Origin of the sequence: Streptomyces sp. Mut1, assembly GCF_030719295.1 — a bacterium.
In the GTDB taxonomy this organism is placed as follows: Bacteria; Actinomycetota; Actinomycetes; order Streptomycetales; family Streptomycetaceae; genus Streptomyces; species Streptomyces castrisilvae.
In genome coordinates, this window is the sequence record NZ_CP120997.1 from 1,026,552 (window position 1) to 1,051,658 (window position 25,107).

The 25,107-nt window shown below is 71.5% G+C and carries 21 protein-coding genes and 1 riboswitch; of the genes, 4 read left to right on the plus strand and 17 right to left on the minus strand.

Translation table 11 applies throughout. The features are described from left to right. Nucleotides 1-44 precede the first annotated feature (44 nt). The 10 genes from P8A18_RS04110 to ribD all read right to left on the minus strand — a co-directional run bounded on the left by P8A18_RS04110 (nucleotide 45) and on the right by ribD (nucleotide 8,579). The gene (locus P8A18_RS04110; RefSeq protein ID WP_306051898.1) at nucleotides 45-1,142 is read right to left on the minus strand and encodes a hemolysin family protein; all 1,098 of its coding nucleotides are present in this window, start codon (nucleotides 1,140-1,142) and stop codon (nucleotides 45-47) included. Next, entirely contained in the window at nucleotides 1,139-2,500 is a 1,362-nt protein-coding gene (locus P8A18_RS04115) for a hemolysin family protein (RefSeq protein WP_306051899.1), read from the minus strand. The genes P8A18_RS04110 and P8A18_RS04115 overlap by 4 nt, the downstream gene beginning before the upstream one ends. Before the next feature lie 186 nt (nucleotides 2,501-2,686). Then, nucleotides 2,687-3,151: a PH domain-containing protein gene (locus P8A18_RS04120; protein WP_018551333.1), complete on the minus strand. Its 465-nt coding sequence runs from the start codon at nucleotides 3,149-3,151 to the stop codon at nucleotides 2,687-2,689. 22 nt (nucleotides 3,152-3,173) lie between these two features. Continuing rightward, nucleotides 3,174-4,022 carry an ATP phosphoribosyltransferase gene (hisG, locus tag P8A18_RS04125; RefSeq protein WP_306051900.1) on the minus strand — a complete coding sequence of 283 codons (849 nt, stop codon included), beginning with the start codon at nucleotides 4,020-4,022 and terminating at the stop codon, nucleotides 3,174-3,176. Nucleotides 4,023-4,083: 61 nt separating this feature from the next. Further along, complete coding sequence (locus P8A18_RS04130) at nucleotides 4,084-4,356, minus strand: phosphoribosyl-ATP diphosphatase (protein WP_306051901.1); 273 nt, start codon at nucleotides 4,354-4,356, stop codon at nucleotides 4,084-4,086. 34 nt (nucleotides 4,357-4,390) lie between these two features. Further along, nucleotides 4,391-4,876, minus strand: coding sequence for a 6,7-dimethyl-8-ribityllumazine synthase (gene ribH / locus P8A18_RS04135; protein ID WP_306051902.1), 486 nt, complete (start codon nucleotides 4,874-4,876; stop codon nucleotides 4,391-4,393). Between the two features lie 39 nt (nucleotides 4,877-4,915). Further along, nucleotides 4,916-6,214 (minus strand): bifunctional 3,4-dihydroxy-2-butanone-4-phosphate synthase/GTP cyclohydrolase II, encoded by a 1,299-nt coding sequence (locus tag P8A18_RS04140; protein WP_306051903.1) that lies wholly within the window; start codon nucleotides 6,212-6,214, stop codon nucleotides 4,916-4,918. Continuing rightward, on the minus strand, nucleotides 6,211-6,855 hold the full coding sequence (locus P8A18_RS04145) for a nicotinamide mononucleotide transporter family protein (protein ID WP_306051904.1): 645 nt from the start codon (nucleotides 6,853-6,855) through the stop codon (nucleotides 6,211-6,213). Before P8A18_RS04145 ends, P8A18_RS04140 begins: the two co-directional genes overlap by 4 nt. Then, on the minus strand, nucleotides 6,852-7,475 hold the full coding sequence (locus tag P8A18_RS04150) for a riboflavin synthase (RefSeq protein WP_306051905.1): 624 nt from the start codon (nucleotides 7,473-7,475) through the stop codon (nucleotides 6,852-6,854). Before P8A18_RS04150 ends, P8A18_RS04145 begins: the two co-directional genes overlap by 4 nt. Further along, a complete protein-coding gene (ribD, locus tag P8A18_RS04155; RefSeq protein WP_306051906.1) occupies nucleotides 7,476-8,579 on the minus strand; it encodes a bifunctional diaminohydroxyphosphoribosylaminopyrimidine deaminase/5-amino-6-(5-phosphoribosylamino)uracil reductase RibD in 1,104 nt (367 codons plus the stop codon). It lies immediately after the preceding gene. A gap of 156 nt (nucleotides 8,580-8,735) precedes the next feature. Then, a riboswitch (FMN riboswitch) is annotated at nucleotides 8,736-8,866 on the minus strand. Nucleotides 8,867-9,141: 275 nt separating this feature from the next. On the opposite strand from ribD, the gene P8A18_RS04160 reads away from it, so the two are divergent. Next, nucleotides 9,142-11,487 (plus strand): chitinase C-terminal domain-containing protein, encoded by a 2,346-nt coding sequence (locus P8A18_RS04160; protein WP_306051907.1) that lies wholly within the window; start codon nucleotides 9,142-9,144, stop codon nucleotides 11,485-11,487. Nucleotides 11,488-11,996: 509 nt separating this feature from the next. Here the strand turns inward: P8A18_RS04160 and P8A18_RS04165 are convergent. Then, a complete protein-coding gene (locus tag P8A18_RS04165; RefSeq protein WP_306051908.1) occupies nucleotides 11,997-13,226 on the minus strand; it encodes an ROK family transcriptional regulator in 1,230 nt (409 codons plus the stop codon). A gap of 121 nt (nucleotides 13,227-13,347) precedes the next feature. Here P8A18_RS04165 and P8A18_RS04170 point away from each other — a divergent pair, with 121 nt between their 5' ends. Continuing rightward, nucleotides 13,348-14,583 carry an MFS transporter gene (locus P8A18_RS04170; RefSeq protein ID WP_306051909.1) on the plus strand — a complete coding sequence of 412 codons (1,236 nt, stop codon included), beginning with the start codon at nucleotides 13,348-13,350 and terminating at the stop codon, nucleotides 14,581-14,583. Between the two features lie 140 nt (nucleotides 14,584-14,723). Then, nucleotides 14,724-16,115: a uracil-xanthine permease family protein gene (locus P8A18_RS04175; RefSeq protein WP_018551344.1), complete on the plus strand. Its 1,392-nt coding sequence runs from the start codon at nucleotides 14,724-14,726 to the stop codon at nucleotides 16,113-16,115. Nucleotides 16,116-16,120: 5 nt separating this feature from the next. Here the strand turns inward: P8A18_RS04175 and P8A18_RS04180 are convergent, their stop codons facing one another. The 6 genes from P8A18_RS04180 to P8A18_RS04205 all read right to left on the minus strand — a co-directional run bounded on the left by P8A18_RS04180 (nucleotide 16,121) and on the right by P8A18_RS04205 (nucleotide 23,778). Then, nucleotides 16,121-17,230, minus strand: a complete 1,110-nt coding sequence (locus tag P8A18_RS04180; protein ID WP_306060667.1) for a glycoside hydrolase family 6 protein — start codon at nucleotides 17,228-17,230, stop codon at nucleotides 16,121-16,123. Nucleotides 17,231-17,350: 120 nt separating this feature from the next. After that, a complete protein-coding gene (locus tag P8A18_RS04185) occupies nucleotides 17,351-19,051 on the minus strand; it encodes a flavin monoamine oxidase family protein (protein ID WP_306051910.1) in 1,701 nt (566 codons plus the stop codon). 59 nt (nucleotides 19,052-19,110) lie between these two features. Continuing rightward, on the minus strand, nucleotides 19,111-19,908 hold the full coding sequence (locus P8A18_RS04190) for a carbon-nitrogen hydrolase family protein (protein ID WP_306051911.1): 798 nt from the start codon (nucleotides 19,906-19,908) through the stop codon (nucleotides 19,111-19,113). 151 nt (nucleotides 19,909-20,059) lie between these two features. Next, entirely contained in the window at nucleotides 20,060-20,515 is a 456-nt protein-coding gene (locus P8A18_RS04195) for an Lrp/AsnC family transcriptional regulator (RefSeq protein ID WP_018103925.1), read from the minus strand. Between the two features lie 140 nt (nucleotides 20,516-20,655). After that, nucleotides 20,656-22,113, minus strand: a complete 1,458-nt coding sequence (locus P8A18_RS04200; RefSeq protein WP_306051912.1) for an aldehyde dehydrogenase family protein — start codon at nucleotides 22,111-22,113, stop codon at nucleotides 20,656-20,658. Nucleotides 22,114-22,311: 198 nt separating this feature from the next. Continuing rightward, entirely contained in the window at nucleotides 22,312-23,778 is a 1,467-nt protein-coding gene (locus P8A18_RS04205; RefSeq protein ID WP_306051913.1) for a GuaB1 family IMP dehydrogenase-related protein, read from the minus strand. A 306-nt stretch (nucleotides 23,779-24,084) separates the two neighbouring features. Here P8A18_RS04205 and P8A18_RS04210 point away from each other — a divergent pair, with 306 nt between their 5' ends. Beyond that, nucleotides 24,085-25,107 carry a terpene synthase family protein gene (locus tag P8A18_RS04210; RefSeq protein ID WP_306051914.1) on the plus strand — a complete coding sequence of 341 codons (1,023 nt, stop codon included), beginning with the start codon at nucleotides 24,085-24,087 and terminating at the stop codon, nucleotides 25,105-25,107.

Sequence of the window (25,107 nt, forward strand, 5' to 3'; positions counted from 1 at the left end):
TTCCGGCGGCCGGGGGCGCGGATGTGGCGGATGTGCGGGTGCGGTCAGCCGACCAGGGCCGTGATCCCGTCCGGGTCCACGGTGCGCTCCTCGGTGCGGCGGGGCTCGGTGACCCGGTGCGCCGGGTCGCGCACCTCGCCGACCAGCATTTCGAGGACGTCCTCCATGGCGACCAGGCCGAGCACCCGGCCGGAGGCGTCGGCGACCTGGGCGAGGTGCGTCGCGGCGCGGCGCATCACGGTGAGGGCGTCGTCCAGCGGGAGTTCGGCCCGTACGGTCGCCATCGGGCGCCACAGCTGCTGCGGCACCGCCCGGTCGCCGTCCTCCAGGTCCAGGACGTCCTTGACGTGCAGGTAGCCCATGAACGGGCCGCCGCCCCCGGCGCAGACCGGGAAGCGCGAGAAGCCCGTGCGTACGGTCAGCTCCTCGATCCGGCGCGGGGTGACGGAGGGGTCCACCGTCACCAGCGTGGCGCGGTGCAGCAGCACGTCGGTGACGGGCCTGCTGCCCAGCTCCAACGCGTCCTCCAGCCGCTCCTGGGCCTCGGGTTCGAGGAGCCCGGCCTGACCGGAGTCCTCCACGAGGCGGTTGAGCTGTTCGCTGGTGAAGACGGCCTCCACCTCGTCCTTCGGTTCGACGCCGAAGAGCCTGAGCACCAGCCGGGCGCAGGCGCCGAGCGCCGCGGTGACCGGGCGGCACAGCCGGGCGAAGCCGACGAGGCCGGGGCTGAACCACAGCGCGGTCTTCTCCGGCGCGGCCATCGCCAGGTTCTTCGGGACCATCTCGCCGATGACGAGGTGGAGGAAGACGACGAGGACGAGCGCCAGCACGTAGCCGAGCGGGTGGATCAGTCCCTCGGGCAGGTGCACCGCGGCGAAGACCGGCTCCAGGATGTGGGCGACGGTGGGTTCGGCGACGGCTCCCAGGGTCAGGGAGCAGACGGTGATGCCGAACTGGGCGGCCGCCATCATCTGCGGCAGGTGCTCCAGGCCGTACAGGACCTGGCGGGCCCGGCCGGAACCGGCCGCGGCGAGGGGTTCGATCTGGCTGCGGCGTACGGAGACGAGAGCGAACTCCGCGCCGACGAAGAAGCCGTTCGCGAGGACGAGGAGTCCGGCGAACAGCAGTTGGAGCAGGCTCATCGCGCCGCCTCCAGGACGGACCGCTGCGGGACGTCCGCCCCGAGAACGCCGGCCGTGCGGACGAAGCGGACCTTCTCGGCCCGGTAGTGGCCGACCTGGCGGACCGCGATCCGCCAGCCGGGCAGCTCGGCCCGGTCGCCGGGCGCGGGAATGCGGCCCAGCAGGTCGGCGACGAGCCCCGCCACCGTCTCGTACGGGCCGTCGGGCACGTCGAGTCCTATCCGGCGCAGGGTGAGGACCCGGCAGCTGCCCTCGGCGTCCCAGGCGGGCCTGCCGTCCTCGGGCGGTGCGGGGGCCAGCTCGGGCCGGTCGGCGCCCTCGGCGTCGTGCTCGTCGCGGACCTCGCCGACGAGCTCCTCGATGATGTCCTCCAGGGTGACGACCCCGGCGGTGCCGCCGTACTCGTCGACGACGACGGCGATCGGCTGCTCCTCGCGCAGCCGCTGGAGCAGCTGCTCGACGGGCAGCGTCTCGGGCACCAGCAGCGGCGGCACGGCGATCCGGCCGGCCGGGGTGCGCAGGCGCTCCGCTGCCGGGACGGCGAGGGCGTCCTTGAGGTGGATCATGCCGACGACCTCGTCGATGCGCTCCCGGTAGACGGGGAAGCGGGAGAGACCGGTGGCGCGGGTGAGGTTGAGGACGTCCGCCGCGGTGGCGGAGGTCTGGAGGGCGCTGACCTTCACGCGCGGGGTCATGACGTGCTGGGCGGTGAGCCCGGCGAGCGACAGGGTCCGTACGAAGAGGTCCGCGGTGTCCTGTTCGAGGGTGCCCGCCTCGGCCGAGTGCCGGGCGAGTGAGACCAGCTCACCGGGGGTACGGGCGGAGGCCAGCTCGTCGGTCGGCTCGACGCCCAGGAGGCGCACCAGCCGGTTGGCCGCGGTGTTCAGGGCGCCGATGACCGGCCGGAAGACGCGCGTGAAGCGGTCCTGCGGTCCGGCGACGAACCGGGCGACCTGAAGCGGCTTGGAGACCGCCCAGTTCTTCGGGACGAGTTCGCCGATGACCATCTGGACGGCGGCCGCGAGCAGCATGCCGGTCACCACGCTGATGGTGGGGACGGCTCCGTCGGGCAGGCCGGTCAGGGTGAAGGGGCCGTTCAGCAGCCGGGCGAGCGCCGGCTCGGCGAGCATGCCGACCACCAGGGAGGTGATGGTGATGCCGAGCTGGGTGCCGGAGAGCTGGAAGGAGAGTTCGCGCAGGGCGCCGACGACGGTGCGGGCCCGTCGGTCGCCCTCGGCGGCGGCGCGCTCGGCGTCCGCCCGTTCCACGGTGACGAGCCCGAATTCGGCCGCCACGAAGAATCCGTTGGCGAGGATGAGAAGGAATGCCGCGCAGAGCAGCAACAAGGGGGTTGTCATGCCGCCGCCTCCGCTGAGGGGGCGGCGCAGGTACTACCGGACGATCCGTCCATTGCTGGAGGGAGTCACTCCTCGGGTCGCAGGAAAGCCCCGCCGGCCTCATGGGCCTTTGGTGCGGGGCGGGGCGCGCACAGGGCGCCGCCGTCTTCCAGAGTAATCAACAAGAGCCCCTGCGGGGCAGGGGGCTCAGCCGTTGTCCGTGCCGGTGCCGCGTGTCTCGGCGAGGTCCCGGAGGGCGCGGGCGTCGCGGATGGCCTGCTGCTTGGCGATTCCGGGCTGGATGCCGAGGGCGGGCATGCTGGTGCCGTCGCTGAGGTCCAGGAAGACCCACGGATCGCCGGCCCGCAGGTTGACCCGGACGATTTCCGCCCACGAGAGCCGCCGGGTGCGCGTGAGATTGACCACGGTCACCCCTTCGTCGTCCGCGACGACCTTGGGGCGGCTGAGCAGCGCCAGGACGCCGAAGAAGAGCAGCGCGGTGAAGACGAAGCTGACCCGTTCGCCCCCGCTGAGCTGTTCGAGGGTGAAGGCGACGACGGTGATGACGGCGAACATCGCCGCCCCGACCGTCAGCAGGACCACCCGGGTGCGGGTGGGCCGGAAGGTGACCGGCAGGGCCGGGGCGCCGGGCGGGGGTGTGGCGTCTGACATGTGCTTCTTCTGTCTCCCGCCGTCAGAGGCGGCAGGCGTGGATGGCCGTGGTGAGGATGGCGCGGGCGCCGAGGTCGTAGAGGTCGTCCATGATCCGCTGCGCCTCCCTGGCGGCGACCATGGAGCGGACGGCGACCCAGCCCTCGTGGTGCAGCGGGGAGATGGTCGGCGACTCCAGGCCCGGGGTGAGGGCGACGGCGCGCTCCAGGTGCTCGACGCGGCAGTCGTAGTCCATCATCACGTAGCTGCGGGCGACCAGGACGCCCTGGAGGCGCCGCAGGAACTGCTGGACCTTGGGCTCGTCGGCCGGGGCGCCGGTACGGCGGATGACGACCGCCTCGGACGTCATGATGGGCTCGCCGACGACTTCGAGGCCGGCGTTGCGCAGGCTGGTCCCGGTCTCGACCACGTCGGCGATGACCTGGGCGACACCGAGTTCGATGGCGGTCTCGACGGCTCCGTCGAGGTGGACGACGGAGGCGTTGACCCCGGAGTCGGCGAGGTGCTTCGCGACGACGCCCTCGTAGGAGGTGGCGATCGTCAGACCGTCGAAGTCCTGCGGGCCCGCGACGGTGCCCGGCTTGGCGGCGTAGCGGAAGGTGGAGCGGGCGAAGCCGAGCTGGAGGATCTCCTCGGCCTCGGCGCCGGAGTCCAGCAGCAGGTCGCGGCCGGTGATGCCGATGTCGAGGCGGCCCGAGCTGACGTAGATCGCGATGTCGCGGGGGCGCAGGTAGAAGAACTCGACCTGGTTGGCCGGGTCCACCAGGACGAGTTCCTTGGACTCCTTGCGCTGCTGGTAGCCCGCCTCATGGAGCATCGCCATCGCAGGCCCGGAGATAGCACCCTTGTTGGGGACGGCGATGCGCAGCATGAGGTCGGGTTTCCTTTGCGAAGGGGTGGCGGGATACGTACGGGAGGTGCGGGAGCCGTGCTCAGAGGTGGGCGTAGACGTCGTCCAGGGAGATCCCGCGCGCGACCATCATCACCTGGACGTGGTAGAGCAGCTGCGAGATCTCCTCGGCGGCGGCGTCCTTGCTCTCGTACTCGGCGGCCATCCAGACTTCGGCGGCCTCCTCGACGACCTTCTTGCCGATGGCATGGACCCCCTTGTCCACCAGTTCGGCGGTGCGGGAGGTGGAGGGGTCGCCGTTGGCGGCCTTGAGCTTCAGCTCGGCGAAGAGCTCTTCGAAGGTTTTGTTCGCCATGATGTGCTCAGAATACGGGGTGCCGGGCCCGCACTCAGCGCCAGGGTTCGCTGACCGAGCGCAGTGTGGCGGCGGTGGCGACGGCGGCGGTGACCGCTTCGTGCCCCTTGTCCTCGTTGGACCCTTCCAGGCCGGCGCGGTCGAGTGCCTGCTCCTCGGTGTCGCAGGTGAGGACGCCGAAGCCGACCGGGACGCCGGTGTCGACGGCGACCTGGGTGAGACCGTTGGTGACCCCGTGGGACACGTATTCGAAGTGCGGGGTGCCGCCGCGGATGATCACGCCGAGGGCGACGACCGCGTCGTATCCGCGCCCGGCCAGCACCTTCGCGACGACCGGAAGCTCGAAGCTGCCCGGGACCCGCAGCAGGGTCGGCTCGTCGATGCCCAGCTCGTGCAGCGCGCGCAGGGCGCCGTTGACGAGTCCGTCCATGACCTTCTCGTGCCACTGCGCGGCGACGACCGCCACGCGGAGGTCGCCGCAGTTGCGTACGGACAGTTCGGGTGCGCCCTTGCCGCTCATGTCTCTCCTGCTTCTGTGTACGGGTGAGTGCTGGTGGTGCTACTGATTGCCGCAGGTCGCCGCGGCGGCGGCGTCGAGCCAGGGCAGGTCGTGTCCCATGCGGTCGCGCTTGGTGCGCAGGTACCGCAGGTTGTGCTCGCCGGCCTGGACGGGCATCGGCTCGCGGCCGGTGACGGCCAGCCCGTGCCGCACGACCGCGGCGGTCTTGTCCGGGTTGTTCGTCATCAGGCGCAGGCTGCGCACGCCGAGGTCCTTGAGGATCTGGGCGCCCGCCGCGTAGTCCCTGGCGTCGGCGGGCAGACCGAGCTCCAGGTTGGCGTCGAGCGTGTCGACGCCCCGCTCCTGGAGTTCGTAGGCGCGCAGCTTGGACAGCAGGCCGATGCCGCGGCCCTCGTGGCCGCGCAGATAGACGACGACGCCGCGGCCCTCGTCCGTGATGCGGCGCATCGAGGCGTGCAGCTGGGGGCCGCAGTCGCAGCGTTCGGACTGGAAGATGTCACCGGTCAGGCACTCGGAGTGGACCCGGACCAGGACGTCCTCGCCGTCCCCGATGTCGCCGTGGACCAGTGCGACGTGCTCGACGCCGTCCACGGTGGAGCGGTAGCCGTACGCGGTGAACGCGCCGAAGCGGGTCGGCAGCCGGACCTCGGCCTCGCGGCGGACGGTCGGCTCGCTGGTGCGCCGGTAGGCGATCAGGTCCTCGATGGAGATGATCGTCAGTCCGTGCTTGCGGGCGAAGGGCACCAGCTGGGGCAGGCGCAGCATGACGCCGTCCTCGCCCGCGATCTCCACGATCGCCCCGGCGGGCCGCAGCCCGGCGAGCCGGGCGAGGTCGACGGCCGCCTCGGTGTGGCCGTTGCGGGCGAGCACCCCGCCGGAGCGGGCGCGCAGCGGGAAGACGTGGCCGGGGCGCACGAAGTCGCCGGGGCCCGCGGTGCCGCCCGCGAGCAGGCGCAGGGTGGTGGCGCGGTCGGCGGCGGAGATGCCGGTGGACACGCCGTGGTCCGCGGAGGCGTCGACGGAGACGGTGAAAGCGGTCTTCATCGACTCGGTGTTGTGGTCGACCATCTGCGGCAGTTCGAGCCGCTCCAGTTCGTCGCTCTCCATGGGGGCGCAGATGAGGCCGCGGCACTCGCTCATCATGAAGGCGACGATCTCGGGGGTGGCCTTCTCGGCGGCGATGACGAGGTCGCCCTCGTTCTCCCGGTCCTCGTCGTCGACGACCACGACGGGCCGGCCGGCGGCGATGTCCCGGACGGCCTGCTCGACGGGGTCGAGCGAGAGGTCGTCGGCGGCTGCTTCGTGTTCCCGGTGCAGCCAGGTGGGCTGGGCTGTCATGCCGTGGCTCCTTCCAGAGCGGGTGTCCGCGTACGCAGCCACCAGTCGCGCATGCCCCACAGGACGAGGGCCCCGTAGACGACGTAGATGAGACCGGAGAAGGCGAGTCCGCTGTGGAAGTTCAGCGGGACGCCGACCAGGTCGACCAGGAGCCAGGCGAACCAGAACTCGACCATGCCGCGGGCCTGGGCGAGCATCGCCACGAGCGTCCCGGCGAAGATGTAGGCGTCCGCCCACGGGCTCCAGGAGAGCGAGGGGAAGGCGGTGAACAGCCCGCCGACCGCGAGGGTGCCGAGGGCGGCCCCGCCGGCCAGGTAGCCGCGCTCGCGCCAGGTGGCGAACCGTACGGCGATGGAGCCGTCCTGCGCCTGCTGCCGGCCCCGGGTCCACTGCTGCCAGCCCCAGACGGCGACGGCGATGACGATGACCTGCTTGCCGACGCTGCCCGCCTGGTGGACGGAGACGTTGGCGGCGACCAGCACGGCGCCGGACAGGAGCTGCGCGGGCCAGGTCCAGATCGAGCGCAGCCAGCCCAGCGTCAGGGCGATCAGCCCGATGGTGTTGCCGATCATGTCGGACCAGATGATGTGCTGCCCGAGGACGGTGAAGGCCTCGGAGTTCAGCCAGTGCAGGGCGCTCATTCGACCGGCTCCCGCTTCTGGTTCCCGGGCGCGGAGTCGCCGAGCAGCCGCTCGACGTACTTGGCGATGACGTCCACTTCGAGGTTGACCGGGTCGCCGGGCTGTTTGATGCCGAGCGTGGTCAGCGCGAGGGTGGTGGGAATGAGGCTGATGGTGAAGAAGTCGGGTCCGGCGTCCACGACGGTGAGGCTCACGCCGTCGACGGTGATCGAGCCCTTCTCCACCACGTAGCGGGACAGGCCGTCCGGCAGGGAGACCTTCACGATCTCCCAGTTCTCGGACGGCCGGCGCTCCAGGACGCGGCCGGTGCCGTCGACATGGCCCTGGACGATGTGTCCGCCGAGCCGTCCGCCGAGCGCCATGGGGCGTTCCAGGTTGACGCGGGAGCCGGTCGTCAGGGCGCCGAGGCTGGAGCGGTTCAGCGTCTCGGCCATCACATCGGCCGTGAACTCGTGCTCGCCGAGGTCCACGACGGTCAGGCAGACGCCGTTCACGGCGATGGAGTCCCCGTGCCCGGCGCCCTCGGTGACGACGGGGCCGCGCAGACGGAAGCGGGAGGCGTCCTCCAGCTTCTCGACGGCGACGACCTCACCCAGTTCTTCGACAATTCCGGTGAACACTCAGTTTTCCTTCCGGGCGGCGGAGCCGGGTACGGCGGTGACGCGCAGATCGGGGCCGATGCGGACGGTCTCCGTCACATCGAGGCGCAACGCCTCGGTGAGGGTGGAGATTCCGGCGTCGGCGAGGGCCGCGGGGCCTGCGCCGAGGAGTACGGGAGCGAGGTAGCCGACGACCTTGTCGACCAGTCCCGCGGCGATGAAGGCGCCGGCCAGGACCGGGCCGCCTTCGAGGAGTACGGAGCGCACGCCGCGCGCGTGGAGGGCGGCGAGCAGTGCGGGCAGGTCGAGGCCGGGTCCGGTGGCCGCGCGGGGCAGGCGCAGGACGGCCTCGCCGGGGAGGTGGCGGCTGTCGGCGTCGTCGGCGACCGCGATCAGGGTGGGGGCGCCGGCGTCGAGGACCCGGGCGCCGGGCCGTACGGCGGTGGCCCGGGTGTCGACGACGACGCGCAGGGGCTGGACGGCGCCGTCGATGCCCCGCACCCCGAGCTGGGGGTCGTCGGCGCGGGCGGTGCCGGAGCCGACGACGACCGCGTCGGCCTCGGCACGGAGCCGGTGGACGTCGGCGCGGGACTCGGCGGAGCTGATCCAGCGGCTGGTGGCGTCGGCGGCGGCGACCCGGCCGTCCAGGCTCGCCGCGTACTTCCAGGTGACGTGCGGGCGGCCGAGGCGCACCGAGGTCAGCCAGGCGGCGTTGACCGCTTCGGCCTCTTCGGCGAGAAGGCCCGCCTCGGCCTTGATCCCGGCGGCGCGCAGAGTCTCCGCACCCCCGGCGGCCTGCGCGTTCGGGTCGCCGACGGCGTACACCACACGGGCGATGCCGGCCTCGATGAGCGCCTGGGCGCAGGGGCCGGTGCGACCGGTGTGGTTACAGGGTTCGAGGGTGACGTAGGCGGTGCCGCCGCGGGCCGTGCCGCCGGCCGCGCGCAGGGCGTGGATCTCGGCGTGCGGGCCGCCGGCGCGCTGGTGGAAGCCCTCGCCGACGGTCTGCCCGGACGCGTCGAGGACGACGCATCCGACGACCGGGTTGGGGCTGGTGGAGCCGAGGCCGCGGGCGGCGAGCGTGATGGCTCGGCGCATGGCGGTGGTGTCGGCTGCGGTGTCCACCGGGTCCTCCTGCCTCTTCGGGCACGGACTCCGGGGCCTGTCGATGACGACAGATGAAGCGGAACGCACGACAGGGACGCCGGATGCCGGAAAACACGGATGGTCCGGTTGCCCGAAAACCATCCGCCGACGGCGGCGTACCCGCGAAACGGCCCGCCGCGCACTGCCTCCCATCCGGACTTTAACCGTCGGTCCAGGAATCCCACCTGGTCAACCGGCCGCTGGATGCGGACGGGTCGCGGACTATAACCGCCGGTTCGGAATTGCACCGACCCCGGAGTGCGCTGCTGCTGGTACACGATCAGTGTGCCACGACCGGGCATGACCCATACGGGCGAACGCTGTGGAGTGGCTCACAGACACCGCGTGACAAGGGCTCTTTTCGGACACCCGCACAGGAATGAACCACGAATGGTCCAGACCTATTGACGCACTGGTCTAGTCCTCTTAATCTCTGCGTCACCTCCGAGGAACGGTTCCCCGGCGTGCGCACGCCCGGGACCCAACACGACCCACCCCCTTGTCAGTTGTGTTCTGCCGACCTCCCCAGGAGGAACCGAACGTGCTGTCCCCCACCCGCGCGAGAGCCACGCTCCTCGCCGCCGGCGCCAGTGTCGCCGCGCTGCTGCTCGGCTCGCTCGCCGCGACCCCCTCGCAAGCCGCCGACCAGGAGTCCTGTCGCCCCGACGGGCTCTACGAGACGCCGGGCGTCTCGGTCCCCTACTGCTCCGTGTACGACTCCGAGGGCCGCGAGAAGATGGGCGCCGACCACCCGCGGCGCGTCATCGGCTACTTCACGAACTGGCGGACCGGCAAGGACGGCAAGCCCGCCTACCTCGCCTCCGACATCCCCTGGGACAAGGTCACCCACCTCAACTACGCCTTCGCACACGTCGACGGCGCGAACAAGCTCTCGGTCGGGACCGACGGACCGGAGAACGCGTCGACCGGCATGACGTGGCCGGGAGTCGCCGGTGCCGAAATGGACCCCGATCTCCCCTACAAGGGCCATTTCAACCTGCTCAACAAGTTCAAGAAGCAGTATCCGAACGTGAAGACGATGGTCTCCGTCGGCGGCTGGGCCGAGACCGGCGGCTACTTCGACGACAGCGGCGAGCGCGTCGACTCCGGCGGCTTCTACTCGATGGCCACCAACGCCGACGGCTCGGTCAACCAGGCCGGGATCGACACCTTCGCGGACTCGGCGGTCGCCTTCATCCAGAAGTACGGCTTCAACGGCGTCGACATCGACTACGAGTACCCGACCACCATGAAGGACGCCGGCAACCCGCTGGACTGGACGCTGTCCAACGCCCGCCGGGCCGGTCTGGTCAAGGGCTACGCCGCGCTGATGAAGACGCTGCGCGAGAAGCTCGACCGGGCGTCCGCCGCCGACGGCACCCACTACCTGCTCAGCGTCGCCGCCCCCTCGTCGGGCTACCTGCTGCGCGGCATGGAGACCTTCCAGGTCCAGAAGTACCTGGACTACGTCAACATCATGTCGTACGACCTGCACGGCGCCTGGAACGAGTACGTCGGCCCGAACGCCGCGCTCTTCGACGACGGCAAGGACGCGGAACTCGCCCAGGCGAGCGTCTACTCGACGTCGCAGTACGGCGGGACCGGCTACCTCAACACCGACTGGGCCTACCACTACTTCCGCGGTTCGATGCCGTCCGGCCGGATCAACATCGGCCTGCCGTACTACACCCGCGGCTTCAAGAACGTGCAGGGCGGCACCAACGGCCTCTGGGGCAAGGCGGCTTCGACCGACTGCCCGGCGGGCGCGGGCCTGACCAAGTGCGGTGACGGCGCCGTCGGCATCGACAACCTCTGGCACGACGAGGACACCGCCGGCAAGGAGTCGCCCGCCGGCTCCAACCCGATGTGGCACGCCAAGAACCTGGAGAAGGGCATCGTCGGCGACTACGTCACGGACTACGGGTTCCCCGCGGACACGAAGCTGACCGGCACCTACGTCCGCAACTACGACTCCACCCTGGTCGCGCCCTGGCTGTGGAACGCCGAGAAGAAGGTCTTCCTCTCCACCGAGGACGAGCAGTCCGTGCAGGCCAAGGCGGACTACGTGGCCGACAAGGGCATCGGCGGCACGATGATCTGGGAGCTGGCCGGCGACTACGGCTGGGACGCCGCCAAGGGGCAGTACGAGCCCGGCTCGACGCTCACCTCCACGATGTACGACACCTTCAAGAACGCCGCGCCGTACGGGGCCACGCGCTCCACCATCGACCTGCCGACGCGGGCGCTGGACATCGACGTCTCCTTCGGCCAGTTCCCGCTGGGCGACTCCAACTACCCGATCAGCCCCAAGCTGACGATCACCAACAACACGAAGACGGCGCTGCCCGGCGGCACGGAGTTCCAGTTCGACTACTCCACCTCGGCGCCCGCCAACGCCAAGGACCAGTCGGGCTTCGGCACCACGATCGTGCGCAGCGACCACACCGCGGCGAACAACATCGGCGGGCTGAAGGGCGACTACAACCGCGTCTCCCTGAAGCTGCCGTCCTGGCAGAGCCTGGAGCCCGGCGCGTCGGTCCAGGTCGACTTCGTCTACTACCTGCCGACCTCCACGCCGTCCAACTGGACCGTGACCTTCGGCGGCACGTCGTACGCCCTCGCGGCGGACCTGGCCCGCGGCACGACGCTCGTCGAGCCGGACACGGGCTCGACTCCGACGCCCGACCCGTCCGGCTCCACCGGCCCGAGCCCCGACCCGTCGGGCGGCGCGTGCACGGCGGCGGAGTGGAACGCGAGCGCGGAGTACGGCACGGGTACGACGGTCAGCCACGGGTCGCACCAGTGGAAGGCGAAGTGGTGGACGAAGGGCGAGACGCCCGGGTCCACGGGCGAATGGGGCGTCTGGCAGGACCTGGGCGCCTGCTGATCCCCCTCCGGGGCGGGGCCCTTGGGCGGGCGGCATCCCCGGGGGCCCGCCCGGGTCCGGGGCAGAGGGTTCCGTCCTCAAGCGCCGGACGGGCTTGAGTGGGGCGCCGGCCCCCACGGAGTTTGCCCCGTCCCGGGCCGACCGGTTCCGTCCTCAATCGCCGGACGGGCTGAAGAGCACGCCTGCGCCTCCCGGGTGGGGTCCGGGGTCCCTCCGGGGCGTCTCCTCAGACGACGAACGTTCGGCGGGTACGCAGCCGTGCCCGGGTATCTGTTCGTCGTCCTGCGGGGACTCCCCTGCACGCCCCCGAACCGGCCGCCACGCGTCTGGACGCCGGTGGAACGACTGTCGCAGACGCATACGCGTCCGGGTGGGGGCGTGCAGGGCAGTCCCCGCAGAAAATGGCGTACGACCCGGGTCCTCCGCGTCGTCGGGTGAACACGCCATTTTTGAGGAGTCTGCCCGGAGGGACCCCGCCCCCACCCACCGGACGGTGGGCGGCCCGCACCCTACGGAGGAGGGCCACCCCCAGCCCGTCCGGCGATTGAGGACGGACCCCCCACCCCCGCCGGGGCGAACAACGCGTCCTGGGCCGCCTCCCGCGCCACCAGCAGCGCCCCCCGCAGGACCGCCGTCCCCCCGAGCCGTCCCGCCCGTACCCCCGTCCGCAGCGGGGACATCGATTCCAGCCGCTCCGACACCCGAGCGGCCAACGCGTCGCCCCCCGCATGGCCCACCTCGCCCGACAGGAGCACGAGCCCCGGGTCCAGGACCGAGGCGACGGCGGCGACACCCAGCGCGAGGCGGTCGGCGAGGGCGCCGAGGTACGCCTCGCCGTCACCCTCCCCCGCGAGCGCCGCCCGTACGGCAGCCGCCGCCCCCGGCTCCTGACCCACCGCCGGGGCGACGATCCCGTGCGTGGCGGCGAGTTCGCAGAGCGGCACCGAACCGGCCAGGGAGTGGAAGCCCCCCTCGCAGTTGACGGCCGACGGCGTCCCGACCGTGCCGGGGACCGGCAGGAACCCGATCTCCCCCGCACCGCCCGACGCGCCCCGCCGCAGCTTCCCGTCCAGCATGAGTGCCGCGCCCACCCCGTGCCCCAGCCAGAGCAGGACGAAGGTGTCGGAGTCGTGCGCGGCACCGGCCCGGTGCTCGGCGACCGCGGCGAGATTGGTCTCGTTCTCGACGAGCACGGTCGCCGGCAACCGCTCCTGGAGCACCCGGACCAGGCTGCGGTGCCACGAGGGCAGCCCGGTGGTGTCCCGCAGCTCCCCCGTGACGGGATCGACGAGTCCGGGCGCCCCGATGCCGACGCTGTGCAGGGGCGCGCTCCCCGCGCTGCGGGCGGTGGTCGCCAGGAGTGCGGCGGCCTGCTCGACGGCGTCGTCCCCCTCCGTGTCGCTCCCGATCGGCAGGGTCGCCTCGGCCAGCGTCGCGCCCAGCAGATCGGTGACCACGACGGCGACGCTGTCGGTGCGCACGTCGAGGCCGGCCAGCAGGGCGCGGTCCGCGACGATCCCGTAGAGCCGGGCGTTGGGCCCCCGGCGCACGGCGCCGCTCTCGCCGACCACATGGATCAGACCCGCGCCCTGGAGGCGCTCGACCAGGTCGGCGACGGTGGGCCGGGAGAGCCCGGTGAGGGTCTTCAACTGCGTGGCCGTCAACGGGCCGTCCTGCTGGAGGAGCCGCAGGGCGAGCCGGTCGTTGATGGCCCGAGCGGTGCTCGGTGATGCGGGCATGCCGGGATCCTTCCAGATCACCGCCGCGGTGGAGGACCGGGCGGTCTATTTATCAGGCAGGGTTCCTGATAGTTTACGGGCCGCACATCGAGGCGACGGACTCAGGGGAGGGCACGGCGGTATGACATCGGATTCCACGGCAGCGGTCTTCGGCTCACACGAGGTGAGGCGGGCCAGGTATGCCGTCGCGGCGGTCTTCACCGTCCACGGCGCGGTGACGGGCAGCTTCGCCACCCGGGTGCCCTGGATCCAGGACCACGCCGGAGTCAGCGCCGGTCAGCTCGGCCTCGCCCTGGCGTTCCCCGCGATCGGCGCCTCGGTCGCGATGCCGCTGGCCGGCGCGGTCAGCCACCGCTTCGGCGCCCGGACCGCCCTGCGCGGACTGCTGGCCCTGTGGACGCTGGCGCTGATCCTGCCCTCGCTGGCGCCCGGACTGCTCACACTGTGCACGGCGCTGTTCTTCTACGGGGCGTCGGCCGGCATGTCCGACGTGGCGATGAACGCGCTCGGGGTCGAGGTGGAGAACCGTCTCGACAAGTCGATCATGTCGGGGCTGCACGGGATGTGGAGCGTGGGCGCCCTGATCGGCTCGGCGGCGGGCACGGTGGCCGCTCATCTGGGGGCCGACGCCCGGCTGCACCACCTCATAGCCGCCCTGGTCCTGACCGCCCTGGGGCTGATCGCCTGCCAGTGGGTGCTCGACCTGCGCAGCGAGCCGGACGAGGAGCCGCCGCCGCGCTTCGCGCTGCCGCCGAAGTCGGCCCTGGTCATCGGTGCGGTGGGCTTCTGCGCGGTGTTCGCGGAGGGCGCCAGCCTGGACTGGTCGGCGGTCTACCTCCGCGACACGCTCGACAGTTCGGCCGGTCTCGCGGCGGCTTCCACGACCGCGTTCGCACTGACGATGGCGGTCGCCCGGATCGCCGGCGACCGGGTCGTCGACCGCTTCGGCGCGGTGCGCACCGTACGGTCCGGTGGCGTCCTGGCCACGGCCGGCGGGGTGCTGGTCGTCGTCGCCCCGCACCCGGCCCTGGCGATGTGCGGCTTCGGTCTGATGGGGCTCGGGATCGCCGTGGTGGTCCCGCTCGCCTTCGCCGCGGCGGGGCGCAGCGGCCCCAAGCCGGCCCAGGCCATCGCGGGCGTCGCGACGATCACGTACACCTCCGGGCTGATCGCCCCGTCGGCGATCGGTTCACTGGCCGAGGCGACCTCGCTGGTGGTGTCGTTCGGGCTGGTGTCCGTGCTGGCGTTCGGTCTGGTGCTGGGTGCCGGGGTGCTGCGGGCCGGTGACCGCAAGGTGTCCGGGGCCGGAACCGGGGCCGGTACGCGGGACGTGCCGGCGGCCGAGCCCCGCCCCTGACGCGGCCGGGCGAACCGGAGCGGGTGGGTCCGGCCGGGAGGCGCGCACCGGCCGGAACTACCATGGCGCTGATCTTTTCCGCGATGAGCGCCGAACCGGGCGAGGTGCCGGGCTCACGCACCTATACACAGGGAGCAACCATGGGCCTCGGCGTGCGCTGGACCTTGCACGGCGACGGGAAGACGCCGGCACCCGGAGCGGTGGTCCGTCCCGACGAACGGCTCTCCTGGCCCCGGACCTTCGGGCTCGGCGCGCAGCACGTGGTCGCCATGTTCGGCGCTTCGTTCGTCTCGCCGGTTCTGATGGGGCTCGACCCGAACCTGGCGATCATGATGTCGGGCGTCGCGACGGCCATCTTCCTGCTGGCCACGCGCGGCCAGGTGCCCAGCTACCTGGGCTGCTCGCTCTCCTTCGTCGGGGTCGCCGCGACGATCCGGGCGAGCGGCGGCGACAGCGCCGTGGTCACGGGCGCGGTGTTCGTGGTCGGGGCGGTGCTCTTCCTGGCCGGGCTCGCGGTGCAGCGGTTCGGCGCGCGGATCATCCACGCGGCGATGCCGCCGGTGGTGACGGGCGCGGTCGTCATGCTCATCGGGTTCAACCTGGCACCGGTGACCGCGTCGACGTACTGGCCGCAGGACCAGTGGACCGCGCTTCTGGTGATGCTGTTCACCGGCCTGGCCGTGGTGTGCCTGCGCGGCTTCTTCTCCCGGATCGCGATCTTCCTCGGGCTCGTCTTCGGCTACGTCCTGTCCTGGGTGCTGGACCGCGTCCTCGGGAAGATCCACTCCCCCGCCGGCGGTGCCGAGGCCGTCGACCACTGGCGGCTGGACCTCTCGGGGGTGGGGAAGGCCGACTGGGTCGGGCTGCCGTCGTTCCACGCGCCGAGCTTCCAGTGGTCGGCGATCCTCGTCGCGCTGCCGGTGGTCATCGCGCTGATCGCCGAGAACGCCGGGCATGTGAAGGCGGTGGGCGAGATGACCGGTCGTTCGCTGGACGGCAAGCTGGGCACGGCGATCGCCGCGGACGGCGCCGCCTCGATGCTGTCGACGGCGGTGGGCGGCCCGCCGAACACCACGTACTCCGAGAACATCGGGGTGATGGCCGCGACCCGGGTCTACTCCACCGCCGCCTACTGGGCCGCGGCCTGCTTCGCTCTGCTGTTCGGTCTCTGCCCGAAGTTCGGCGCGGTCGTCGCCGCCATCCCGGGCGGGGTGCTCGGCGGCATCACCGTCATCCTGTACGGCATGATCGGCCTGCTCGGCGCGCAGATCTGGCTGAACGGCAAGGTCGATCTGCGCAACCCGCTGAACCTGGTGCCGGCCGCCGCGGGCATCATCATCGGCGTCGGCGGGGTCAGCCTGAAGATCACCGACAACTTCGAACTCGGCGGCATCGCCCTCGGCACCATCGTCGTGATCACCGGCTACCACGTGCTGCGCGCCTTCGCCCCGGCCCACCTCAAGACGCAGGAGCCACTCCTCGACGAGGGCACCTCCACGTACGACAAGGAGCCGCCGGCCGCCGGTTCCTGACCGGGTCAGCCGGTCGCGAGCGCGTAGGCGTAGTCGGGCGAGAACGAACCCGCCGGGCCCTGGCAGCCGTCGGACTCGCCCGGCAGCTTCACCCACAGATAGGCGTCGATCCGGGCCTCCCCCGTCCGCGTGGTGGGGGCCCGCCCCAGCGCCCGGCCCGCCGGATCGCACCACTCGTCGCCCCGGGGCGCCCCGTTCCCGTTGCGGCTGGTGTCGATGACGGCGCCCAGCCGCGCGGGTCCGCCGAGCGCGGCCAGCACCTGCCGGGCGTAGGCGGCCTCGTCGGCGGTGCGGTGGAAGTTCGACACATTGGTGAAGATGCCGTCGCCGCTGCTCGCCGCCCCGGCCGCCCGCAGCGCCGCGGCCTGCTTCGCGGCGGGGTGCCAGCCCGAGTGCCCGCCGTCGAAATACACCTTGGCCTTCGGATTCGCCGCGTGCAGGGCGTCACCGGCCCGGGCCAGCGAGGCGTTGCGGGCCGCCAGGTCACCCGCCGGCAGACAGTCGGACTGCGCGACGGAGTCGGGTTCCAGGATCACGATCACCGGCCCGCCGCCGAGCCCGGCGGCGAACTCCCGTATCCACGCGTCGTACGCGACGAGGTCCGGCGCGCCGCCCTCGGAGGCCCCGCCGCAGTCCCTGCCGGGGATGGCGTACGGCACCAGGACCGGGGTCCGGCCGGTCCGGGTCGCCGCCGATGTGACCGCCCGGACCTGGCCGGTGACCTCCCCGGGGTTGTAGGAGGCGAACCAGACGGCGGCGGGCCGCGCCGCTATCCGCGTCTCGATCAGCGGGCGCCGGGGGTCGGTGCGGTGCGCCGCGACCCAGTCCAGCACCTGCGATCCGGGGTGGCGGTAGAGCCCGTCGGCGGGCGGTGCGGTGGTCCTGGTCGCGGAGGGCGCGGGTTTCAACGGCCGGGGCGCACGCGAGGCGCTGGAGGCCGGCGCGGACGGGGTGCGCGGGGCGGCCGTGGCGCTCGGCACCGCGGGCAGCGGCGCCGCCGTGGGTGACGCCGAGACGGCGGGGGCGGCGCGGGTGTCCTTGTCCTGGCCGCCGAGGGCGGACATCACGCCGGTCGCCACGCCGGCGACGACCACCGCGGACGCGACGACGGCCATCGCCTGCCGACGCGCCCGCACCCTGCGCCGCCTGGACTCCCGCCGCGCGCCCCGGTGTTGTGTACCTGCCCCCGACACTCCCCGCTCCCTTCCCCGCGTTACGGGGAGCTTAGGGGGTGTTCAGTCCTCCGGGAGTTCGACCGGGGCCAGTTCCTCGAAGAGATCGCCGGGGCCGGGGTTGGTCGCGTCGCTCGCGCCGCCGAAGTGGGTCATCACGCCCCAGACCGCGTTGAGCGCGGTCTGCACGGCGCCCTCGGCCCAGCCCGCCGTCCAGGAGATGTCGTCGCCGGCCAGGAACAGGCCCCGCTTGTCGGCGGGCAGCCGGTCCTGCATGAAGTGGGTGAACAGGCGCCGCTGGTAGCGGTAGTGGCCGGGCAGGTTGGCCTTGAACGCGCCCATGAAGTACGGCTCGTTCTCCCAGGACACCGTCACCGGGTTGCCGATGATGTGGCCCCGGATGTCGACGTTCGGGTAGATCTCGCCGAGCGACTTCAGCATGACGTCCATCCGCTCGGCCGCCGACAGCGGCAGCCACTTCAGGCTGTCGTCGCACCAGGTGTACGAGAGGCAGATGCTGGCCGGCCGGTCCGGGCCGTCGTCCAGGAGGTACGTGCCCCGGGTCATCCGGTCGGTCAGCGTCATCGACATGGTGTCGCGGCCGGTGGTCTCGTCCTTGTCCAGCCAGAACGGCCGGTCGACGGGCACGAACAGCTTGGACGACTCCATGTAGTGGGTGCGCTCCATCGCCGTCCAGTGGTCGATCGGGAAGAGCGCGTCGTCGCAGGCGATCTTGGAGAGCAGCAGCCAGGACTGGCCGGTGAAGACGGCCGCCCGGTAGGTGCGGATGTCGCCGGACGCGTCGGTGACGGTGATCCGGTTGCCGGCGGTGCGGTGCAGCCGGGTGACGGCCCCGCGCGGCTCGCCGTCGTGCAGCGAGGCGAGCGAGGTGCCCAGCGGCCAGTGGACGGTCTTCTGCGGTTCGCGTTCCCACAGGCGCAGCGGGAGCTGCTGGCTGCCGCCGACGATGGAGCGGTGGTGGTCGTCCGCCTCGGTGTAGACGACGCGCAGGATCTCCAGGATGGAGTTGGGGAAGTCGGTGTCCCAGCCCCCGGTCCCGAAGCCGACCTGCCCGAAGATCTCGCGGTGGCGGAAGGACTTGAAGGCGTCGGACTCGCAGAGGAAGCCGTAGAAGGTCTGGTTGTCCAGCTTCTCGACCAGGCGGGCCCAGATCTCCCTGATCCGCGGGACATCGCGCTCGCGCATCGCCCGGTTCATGTCGGAGAAGTCGGCGCCCTCCTCCAGGCAGGCGTTCCAGGCGTCCATCACATCGCGGTAGACCTGCGGGAGTTCATCGATGGTCCGCGCGTAGTGCGACTCGCCCTTGAGGTCCACGACGGTCGAGGGGGTGGCCGGGGAGAGCGGGTTGGGGAACTCCTTCGTCTCCAGGCCGACCAGGTCGATGTAGTGCTGGAGGGCGGTCGACGACGGCGGGAAGCGCATCGCGCCCATCTCGGCGGTGAGCGGCTCGCCGTCCGTGGCACAGCCCTCGAACTCCACGGTGCGCAGCCGGCCGCCGATGCGGTCGGCCTCGTACACCACGGGCCGCAGGCCCATCTTCATCAGCTCGTAGGCGGTGATGATGCCGGAGAGCCCGCCGCCGATGACGGCCACCTCGGTGCCGTGCTCGGTGGCCGGTATCTGGCCGATGCCCGCGGGGTGCGCGAGGAAGTCGTCGTACGCGTAGGGGAAGTCCGGCCCGAACATGGTGATCGCAGGGGCCGCTTCCTCGGTGTGCTGGACGGCGGGGGGCACGGACGTCATGGGGTACGGACTCCTTGCGGGAAGGCGGGAGAGGCAGCAGGCAGGGGCGGGCGGCGGGCTCAGACGAGGGAGCCGTACAGGCCGGGGCGGCGGTCGCGCAGATACGGGTTGGCGGCCCGGGACGCGGCCAGCAGGGCGGGGTCGATGTCGGCGGTGACGAGTTCCTCGCCGCGCCCCGCACGGGCGCGGACCGTGCCGTCGGGGCCGGCCAGGCAGCTCAGTCCGGTGAAGTCGAACGGGCCTTCCTGGCCGGTCCGGTTGACGTAGGCGATGTAGAGCTGGTTCTCGAAGGCACGGACCGGGACGACGGATTCGGCGACGAACGAGAAGGGGTGCATCAGCGCGGTCGGCACCAGCAGCAGATCGGCGCCGGCCAGGGCGTGCGCGCGGACGTTCTCCGGGAACTCGACGTCGTAGCAGGTCAGCAGGCCGATGCGGACGCCGTCCAGCACGGCCTGGATGACCGGCTCGTCGCCGGGGGTGAACCAGTGCTGTTCGAAGTCGCCGAAGAGGTGGGTCTTGCGGTAGTGGGCGAGCGCGGTGCCGTCGGGTCCGATGAGCTGCGCGGAGTTGTACAGGGTGTCGCCGTCGCGCTCCGGGTAGCCGTAGTGGACGGCGATCCGGTGCCGTGCGGCGATCTCGGCGACGGCGCGGGCGGCGGGCCCGTCGGCGGCCTCGGCCAGCCGGGGCACGTCATCCCCGATCGCGTACCCGGTCAGGTACATCTCGGGGCAGACCAGCAGCCGGGCGCCGGTGTCCGCGGCCCGTCGCGCGGCGTCCTCCAGCAGCTCGACGGTGCCGGCGACCGAGCCGGGGCGTCCGGAGCTCTGGAGCAGGGCGGTGCGCAACGGCGGCATGGCTGACCTCGGGCGGTGCGGGCGGAACGGGGACGTATTGACCGTACGTTCCGCGATTCGGCCCGGACAAGGCGCGACCGTTGCGCACCGACCGCCGATCCGTTGCGCTGTTCGGGCGGGATGCGACGATTCGTTGCGCGGGGGGCCGGGGTCAGCCCGGCGACCCCGACGAATACCGCCTGAGCAGGGGCGACAGCACCAGCACGGACTTCGTCCGCTCGACGTACGGCTCGCCCGCGATCCGCTCCAGGACCTGCTCGAAGTGGCGCATGTCCGCCGCGAAGACCTGGACGAGCGCGTCCGCGTCCCCGGTGACCGTGGACGCCGACGCCACTTCCGGATAGCGGGCGAGCCCCTGCTTGATCGACTCCGGCGAGGTGTTGCGGCTGCAGTAGATCTCGATGTAGCCCTCGGTCTCCCACCCGAGCGCCGCCGGGTCGACCCGCACGGTGAACCCGGTGATGGCGCCCTCGGCGCGCAGCCGGTCCACCCGGCGTTTCACGGCGGGCGCGGACAGGCCGATGATGGAGCCGATGTCGGCGTAGGAACGGCGGGCGTCCTCGGCCAGGGCGTGGACGATGCGTTCGTCGAGGTCGTTCAGTCGCACGTCGTACGGGTCACTTCTCTGCGGTGGCGCGGGCGGGCACGGCTGTGCCGGGGGCGGCGCGTGCCGCCCCCGGCAGTAGACCATGGGCCCGCCCCTCCGGGCGCGCTCACCGGGGGGGGTGCCAGGTGTATCGACCCGGGTCAGAAGGGGAAGCGCGAGCGGCCGTGCTGCACGGAGATCCACTTCTGGGTGGTGAAGGCCTCCAGCATCGCGTCGCCGTTGAGCCGTCCGAGCCCGGAGTTCTTCTCGCCGCCGAAGGGGACGACGGGCTCGTCGTGGATGGTGCCGTCGTTGATGTGGATCATGCCGGTGCGGATGCGCTGCCCGACGCGGACGCCGCGCTCGATGTCGGAGGTGTGGACGGCGCCGCTCAGGCCGTACGGGGTGTCGTTGGCGATCCGGACCGCCTCGTCCTCCCCGTCGAAGGGGATGAGGAGCGCGACAGGGCCGAATATCTCCTGCGAGAGCACCGGGGAGTCGGCCGGGAGCCCGGTCAGGACGGAGGGGCTGACGAGGTTGCCGTCGGCCCGGCCGTGCAGCAGTGCGGTGGCGCCCGCCTCGACGGTCCGGTCCACGAGGGTGCTGATCGCCTCGGCCTGGGTGGAGTTGATCAGCGGGCCGATCAGGGTCGCCGGGTCGGCGGGGTCGCCGACGGTCAGCGAGGCGACCTTGGCGACGAACTTCCCGGTGAACTCCTCCTCCACCGCGCGGTCGACCAGGATGCGGTTGGCGGCCATGCAGACCTGGCCCTGGTGCACGTAGCGGCTGAAGACCGCCGCGTCGACGGCGTAGTCCACATCGGCGTCGTCCAGCACGATGAGGGCGCTGTTGCCGCCGAGTTCGAGCACGGAGCGTTTCAGGAGCGCGGCGCAGACGGTGGCGACGTGCCGGCCGACCTTGTCGGACCCGGTGAAGGAGATGACCTGCGGGACGGGGTGCTCCAGCAGGGCGTCACCGATCTCCGCGATGTCGGTGACGACGACGTTCAGCAGCCCGGCCGGGAGCCCGGCGTCCTCGAACACCTTGGCCACCAGGGTGCCGCCGCAGACCGGTGTGTTCTGGTGCGGCTTGAGGACGACGGCGTTGCCGAGCGCCAGGGCCGGGGCGACCGACTTCAGCGACAGCAGGAAGGGGAAGTTGAACGGGCTGATGACGCCGACCACGCCCACCGGGACCCGGTAGACCCGGTTCTCCTTGCCCTCGGTCGGCGAGGGCAGGATCTGCCCGGTGGACCGCATCGCCAGCCCGGCGGCCTCGCGCAGGAACTCCTTGGCCAGGTACAGCTCGAAGGCCGCCTTCACCCGGGTCCCGCCGAGTTCGGCGACGATCGCGTCACCGATCTCGCCCTCGCGCTCCTCGACGATCCGCAGCGCCTTCTCCAGCACGGCCCGCCGCGCGTACGGGTTGGTGTCGGCCCACGCCTGCTGGGCGTTCTCGGCCGCGCGGTAGGCCTGGTCCACCTCGTCGGCCGTGGCGACCGTGATCGCGGCGAGCTTCGTCCCGTCGAAGGGGTTGAAGTCGACGATGTCCCAGGAGCCCTTGCCCGGCCTCCACTCTCCGTCGATGTACTGATGGGCCAGGTCGGTGAAGAAGGACATGAGATCCCTTGCAGCAGAGAGACGGAGGACGGCTGACGGGAATTCATACTACTTATCGGCGACTTGAGTTGGCGGGCATTCCAGGCCGGTCCTGGCGCGGTATCCGGCCAACTCACCACCCCCACGCGCCCCCGGACACGCCGGTGCCCCTCCCGGCGCGGACGGCCGGGAGGGGCACGGTGGCCACAGGGCGGTGGATCACATCCAGCTGGCGTGCAGCGGCTTGCCCTCGGCGTATCCGGCGGCGCTCTGCACCCCGACGACCGCCTTCTCGGCGAACTCCGCGAGCGAGGCCGCGCCGGCGTACGTGCAGGACGAGCGGACACCCGCGATGATCGAGTCGATCAGGTCCTCGACGCCGGGGCGCGTCGGGTCCAGGAACATCCGCGAGGTGGAGATGCCCTCCTCGAACAGCGCCTTGCGGGCCCGGTCGTACGCGGACTCCTCGGAGGTGCGGTTCTTCACGGCGCGCGCGGAGGCCATGCCGAAGGACTCCTTGTAGAAGCGCCCGTCGGCGGACTGCTGGAGGTCGCCCGGGGACTCGTACGTACCGGCGAACCAGGAGCCGATCATCACGTTGGACGCGCCGGCCGCGAGCGCCATGGCGACATCGCGGGGGTGGCGGACCCCGCCGTCCGCCCAGACGTGCTTGCCGTACTTCTTCGCCTCGGCCGCGCACTCCAGCACGGCGGAGAACTGGGGCCTGCCCACACCGGTCATCATGCGGGTGGTGCACATGGCGCCCGGTCCGACACCGACCTTGATGATGTCGGCACCGGCCTCGATGAGGTCGCGCACGCCCTCCGCGGCGACGATGTTGCCCGCCACGATCGGCACCCGCGGGTCCAGAGCCCGGACCGCGCGGACCGCGCTGATCATGGACTCCTGGTGACCGTGCGCGGTGTCCACGACCAGGGTGTCGACGCCCGCGTCGAGGAGCTGCTCGGCCTTGCCCGCCACATCGCCGTTGATGCCGACGGCGGCGGCGATCCGCAGCTTGCCGGCCGCGTCGGTGGCCGGGGTGTAGAGCGTGGCGCGCAGGGCGGCCTTGCGGGTGAGGATGCCGACGAGCCGGCCGTCCGCGTCGACCGCGGGGGCGAGCTTGCGGTTGGCGCCGTCGAGCTTGTTGAACGCGTCGCGCGGGTCGATGTCCGCGTCCAGCAGGACCAGGTCCTTGGACATGACCTCGGAGAGCTGGGTGAAGCGGTCCACACCCGACAGGTCGTGGTCGGTGACCACACCGACGGGCCGCCGCTCGTCGTCGACGACGACACCCGCGCCGTGCGCCCGCTTGTGCAGCAGGGACAGGGCGTCGGCGACCGTCTGGCCCGGGGCCAGCTCGATGGGCGTGTCGAGCACCAGGTGGCGCGTCTTCACCCAGGAGACGACATCGGTGACGACCTCGATCGGGATGTCCTGCGGGATGACGACGATCCCGCCGCGGCGGGCGACCGTCTCGGCCATCCGGCGGCCCGCGATGGCGGTCATGTTCGCGACGACGAGCGGGATGGTGGTGCCGCTGCCGTCGGGCGAGGACAGGTCCACGCCCTGGCGCGATCCGACCGCCGACCGGCCCGGGACCATGAAGACGTCGTCGTACGTGAGGTCGTACGGGACCGAGGGGGACTCTGTGTAGCGACCGGTGCCGGGCTCAAGAAAACGCATAACACTCATTTTTTCATACGAAATGGCGCAGGTCGCTTCCACGAAGACACAGCGAATGACTCCCGCTCTCGTACGTTCCTCCAAGGAACCATCGCGGGAGTCCCGGGCAAGTGGAACCTGCCTTACCCGCAGACCCTACCCGCACAGCTTTCAACCATTCTCGAACGCCTGCCCTGGACCTGGTGACAGGGGGTCAGGTAGCTTCAAACCCGCAGGTCCCGTGGGTCACCCAACGCCCCCGGAGGAACGGACGGATCATGTACAACTGCCGTCACCCGTACGACCGGAGAGGATCACGACCCGCCCGTGGAGAACGAACTGCCGGACATTTACTGCCCGTTCCCCCAACGGACGAATCCGTACGTCGCTCACGTACGGGGCCATCTCGACACCTGGACCCGCAACACCGGTCTGGTGCACCGGGATTCGGCCAGGGAGCGCTTCGAGCAGGCGGACTTCGGCGCATTCGTCGGGATGGTGTACCCGACCGCCGACAGTGACAATCTGGACCTCGTCGCCGACTGGTTCGTCTGGCTCTTCCTCGTCGACGACCAGCTCGACGACGGCCACCTCGGCCGCAGCCCCGACCGGGTCCGGGACGTGGTCGCCCAGATGCAGGCCGTGGTCGACGGCACCCGCACGGGCGTCCTGGAGAACGAGGAGCTGCCCGCCGCCGTGGTCGCCCTCATCGACCTGTGGCACCGCACGACACCGACCACCGCGGTGCACTGGCGGCGCCGCTTCGCCTGGCACCTGATGACGTACCTCACCACGGCCACCACCTGGGAGGCCGGGAACCGGGCGGCGGACATCGTGCCGTCGGAGGCCCTGTACATCGAGAAGCGCCGCCACACCGGAGCGATCCATGTCTGCATGGACCTCATAGAGATCGTCGCGGGCATCGAGGCTCCCCAGTCGATCCACAACGACCCGCGGTTCATCACCGCGCTGGAGGCCTCGTGCAACGTCGTGTGCTGGGCCAATGACGTCTATTCCTACGAGAAGGAGCAGGTGCTCGGCGAGATCCACAACCTCGTCCACCTGGTCCGCCACCACCGCGGCTACGGCAAGCAGCAGGCGCTGGAGCACGTCTGCGCGGAGATCGCCACCGAGACGGAGCGCTTCCTGACGGCGGAGGCCGAGCTGCTGGCCGCCTATCCGCAGCTGGCGCGGATGCTGGAGCCGTATCTCGACGGGATGCGGAGCTGGATGCGCGGGAATCTCGACTGGTCCCGGCAGACACCCCGCTACAACCCGGCGGACGTCAGCCAGTACAAGGAACCGGAGCAGTACCTGGAGGCCAGGGTCCTGGGCGTCGCGCAGGACTGA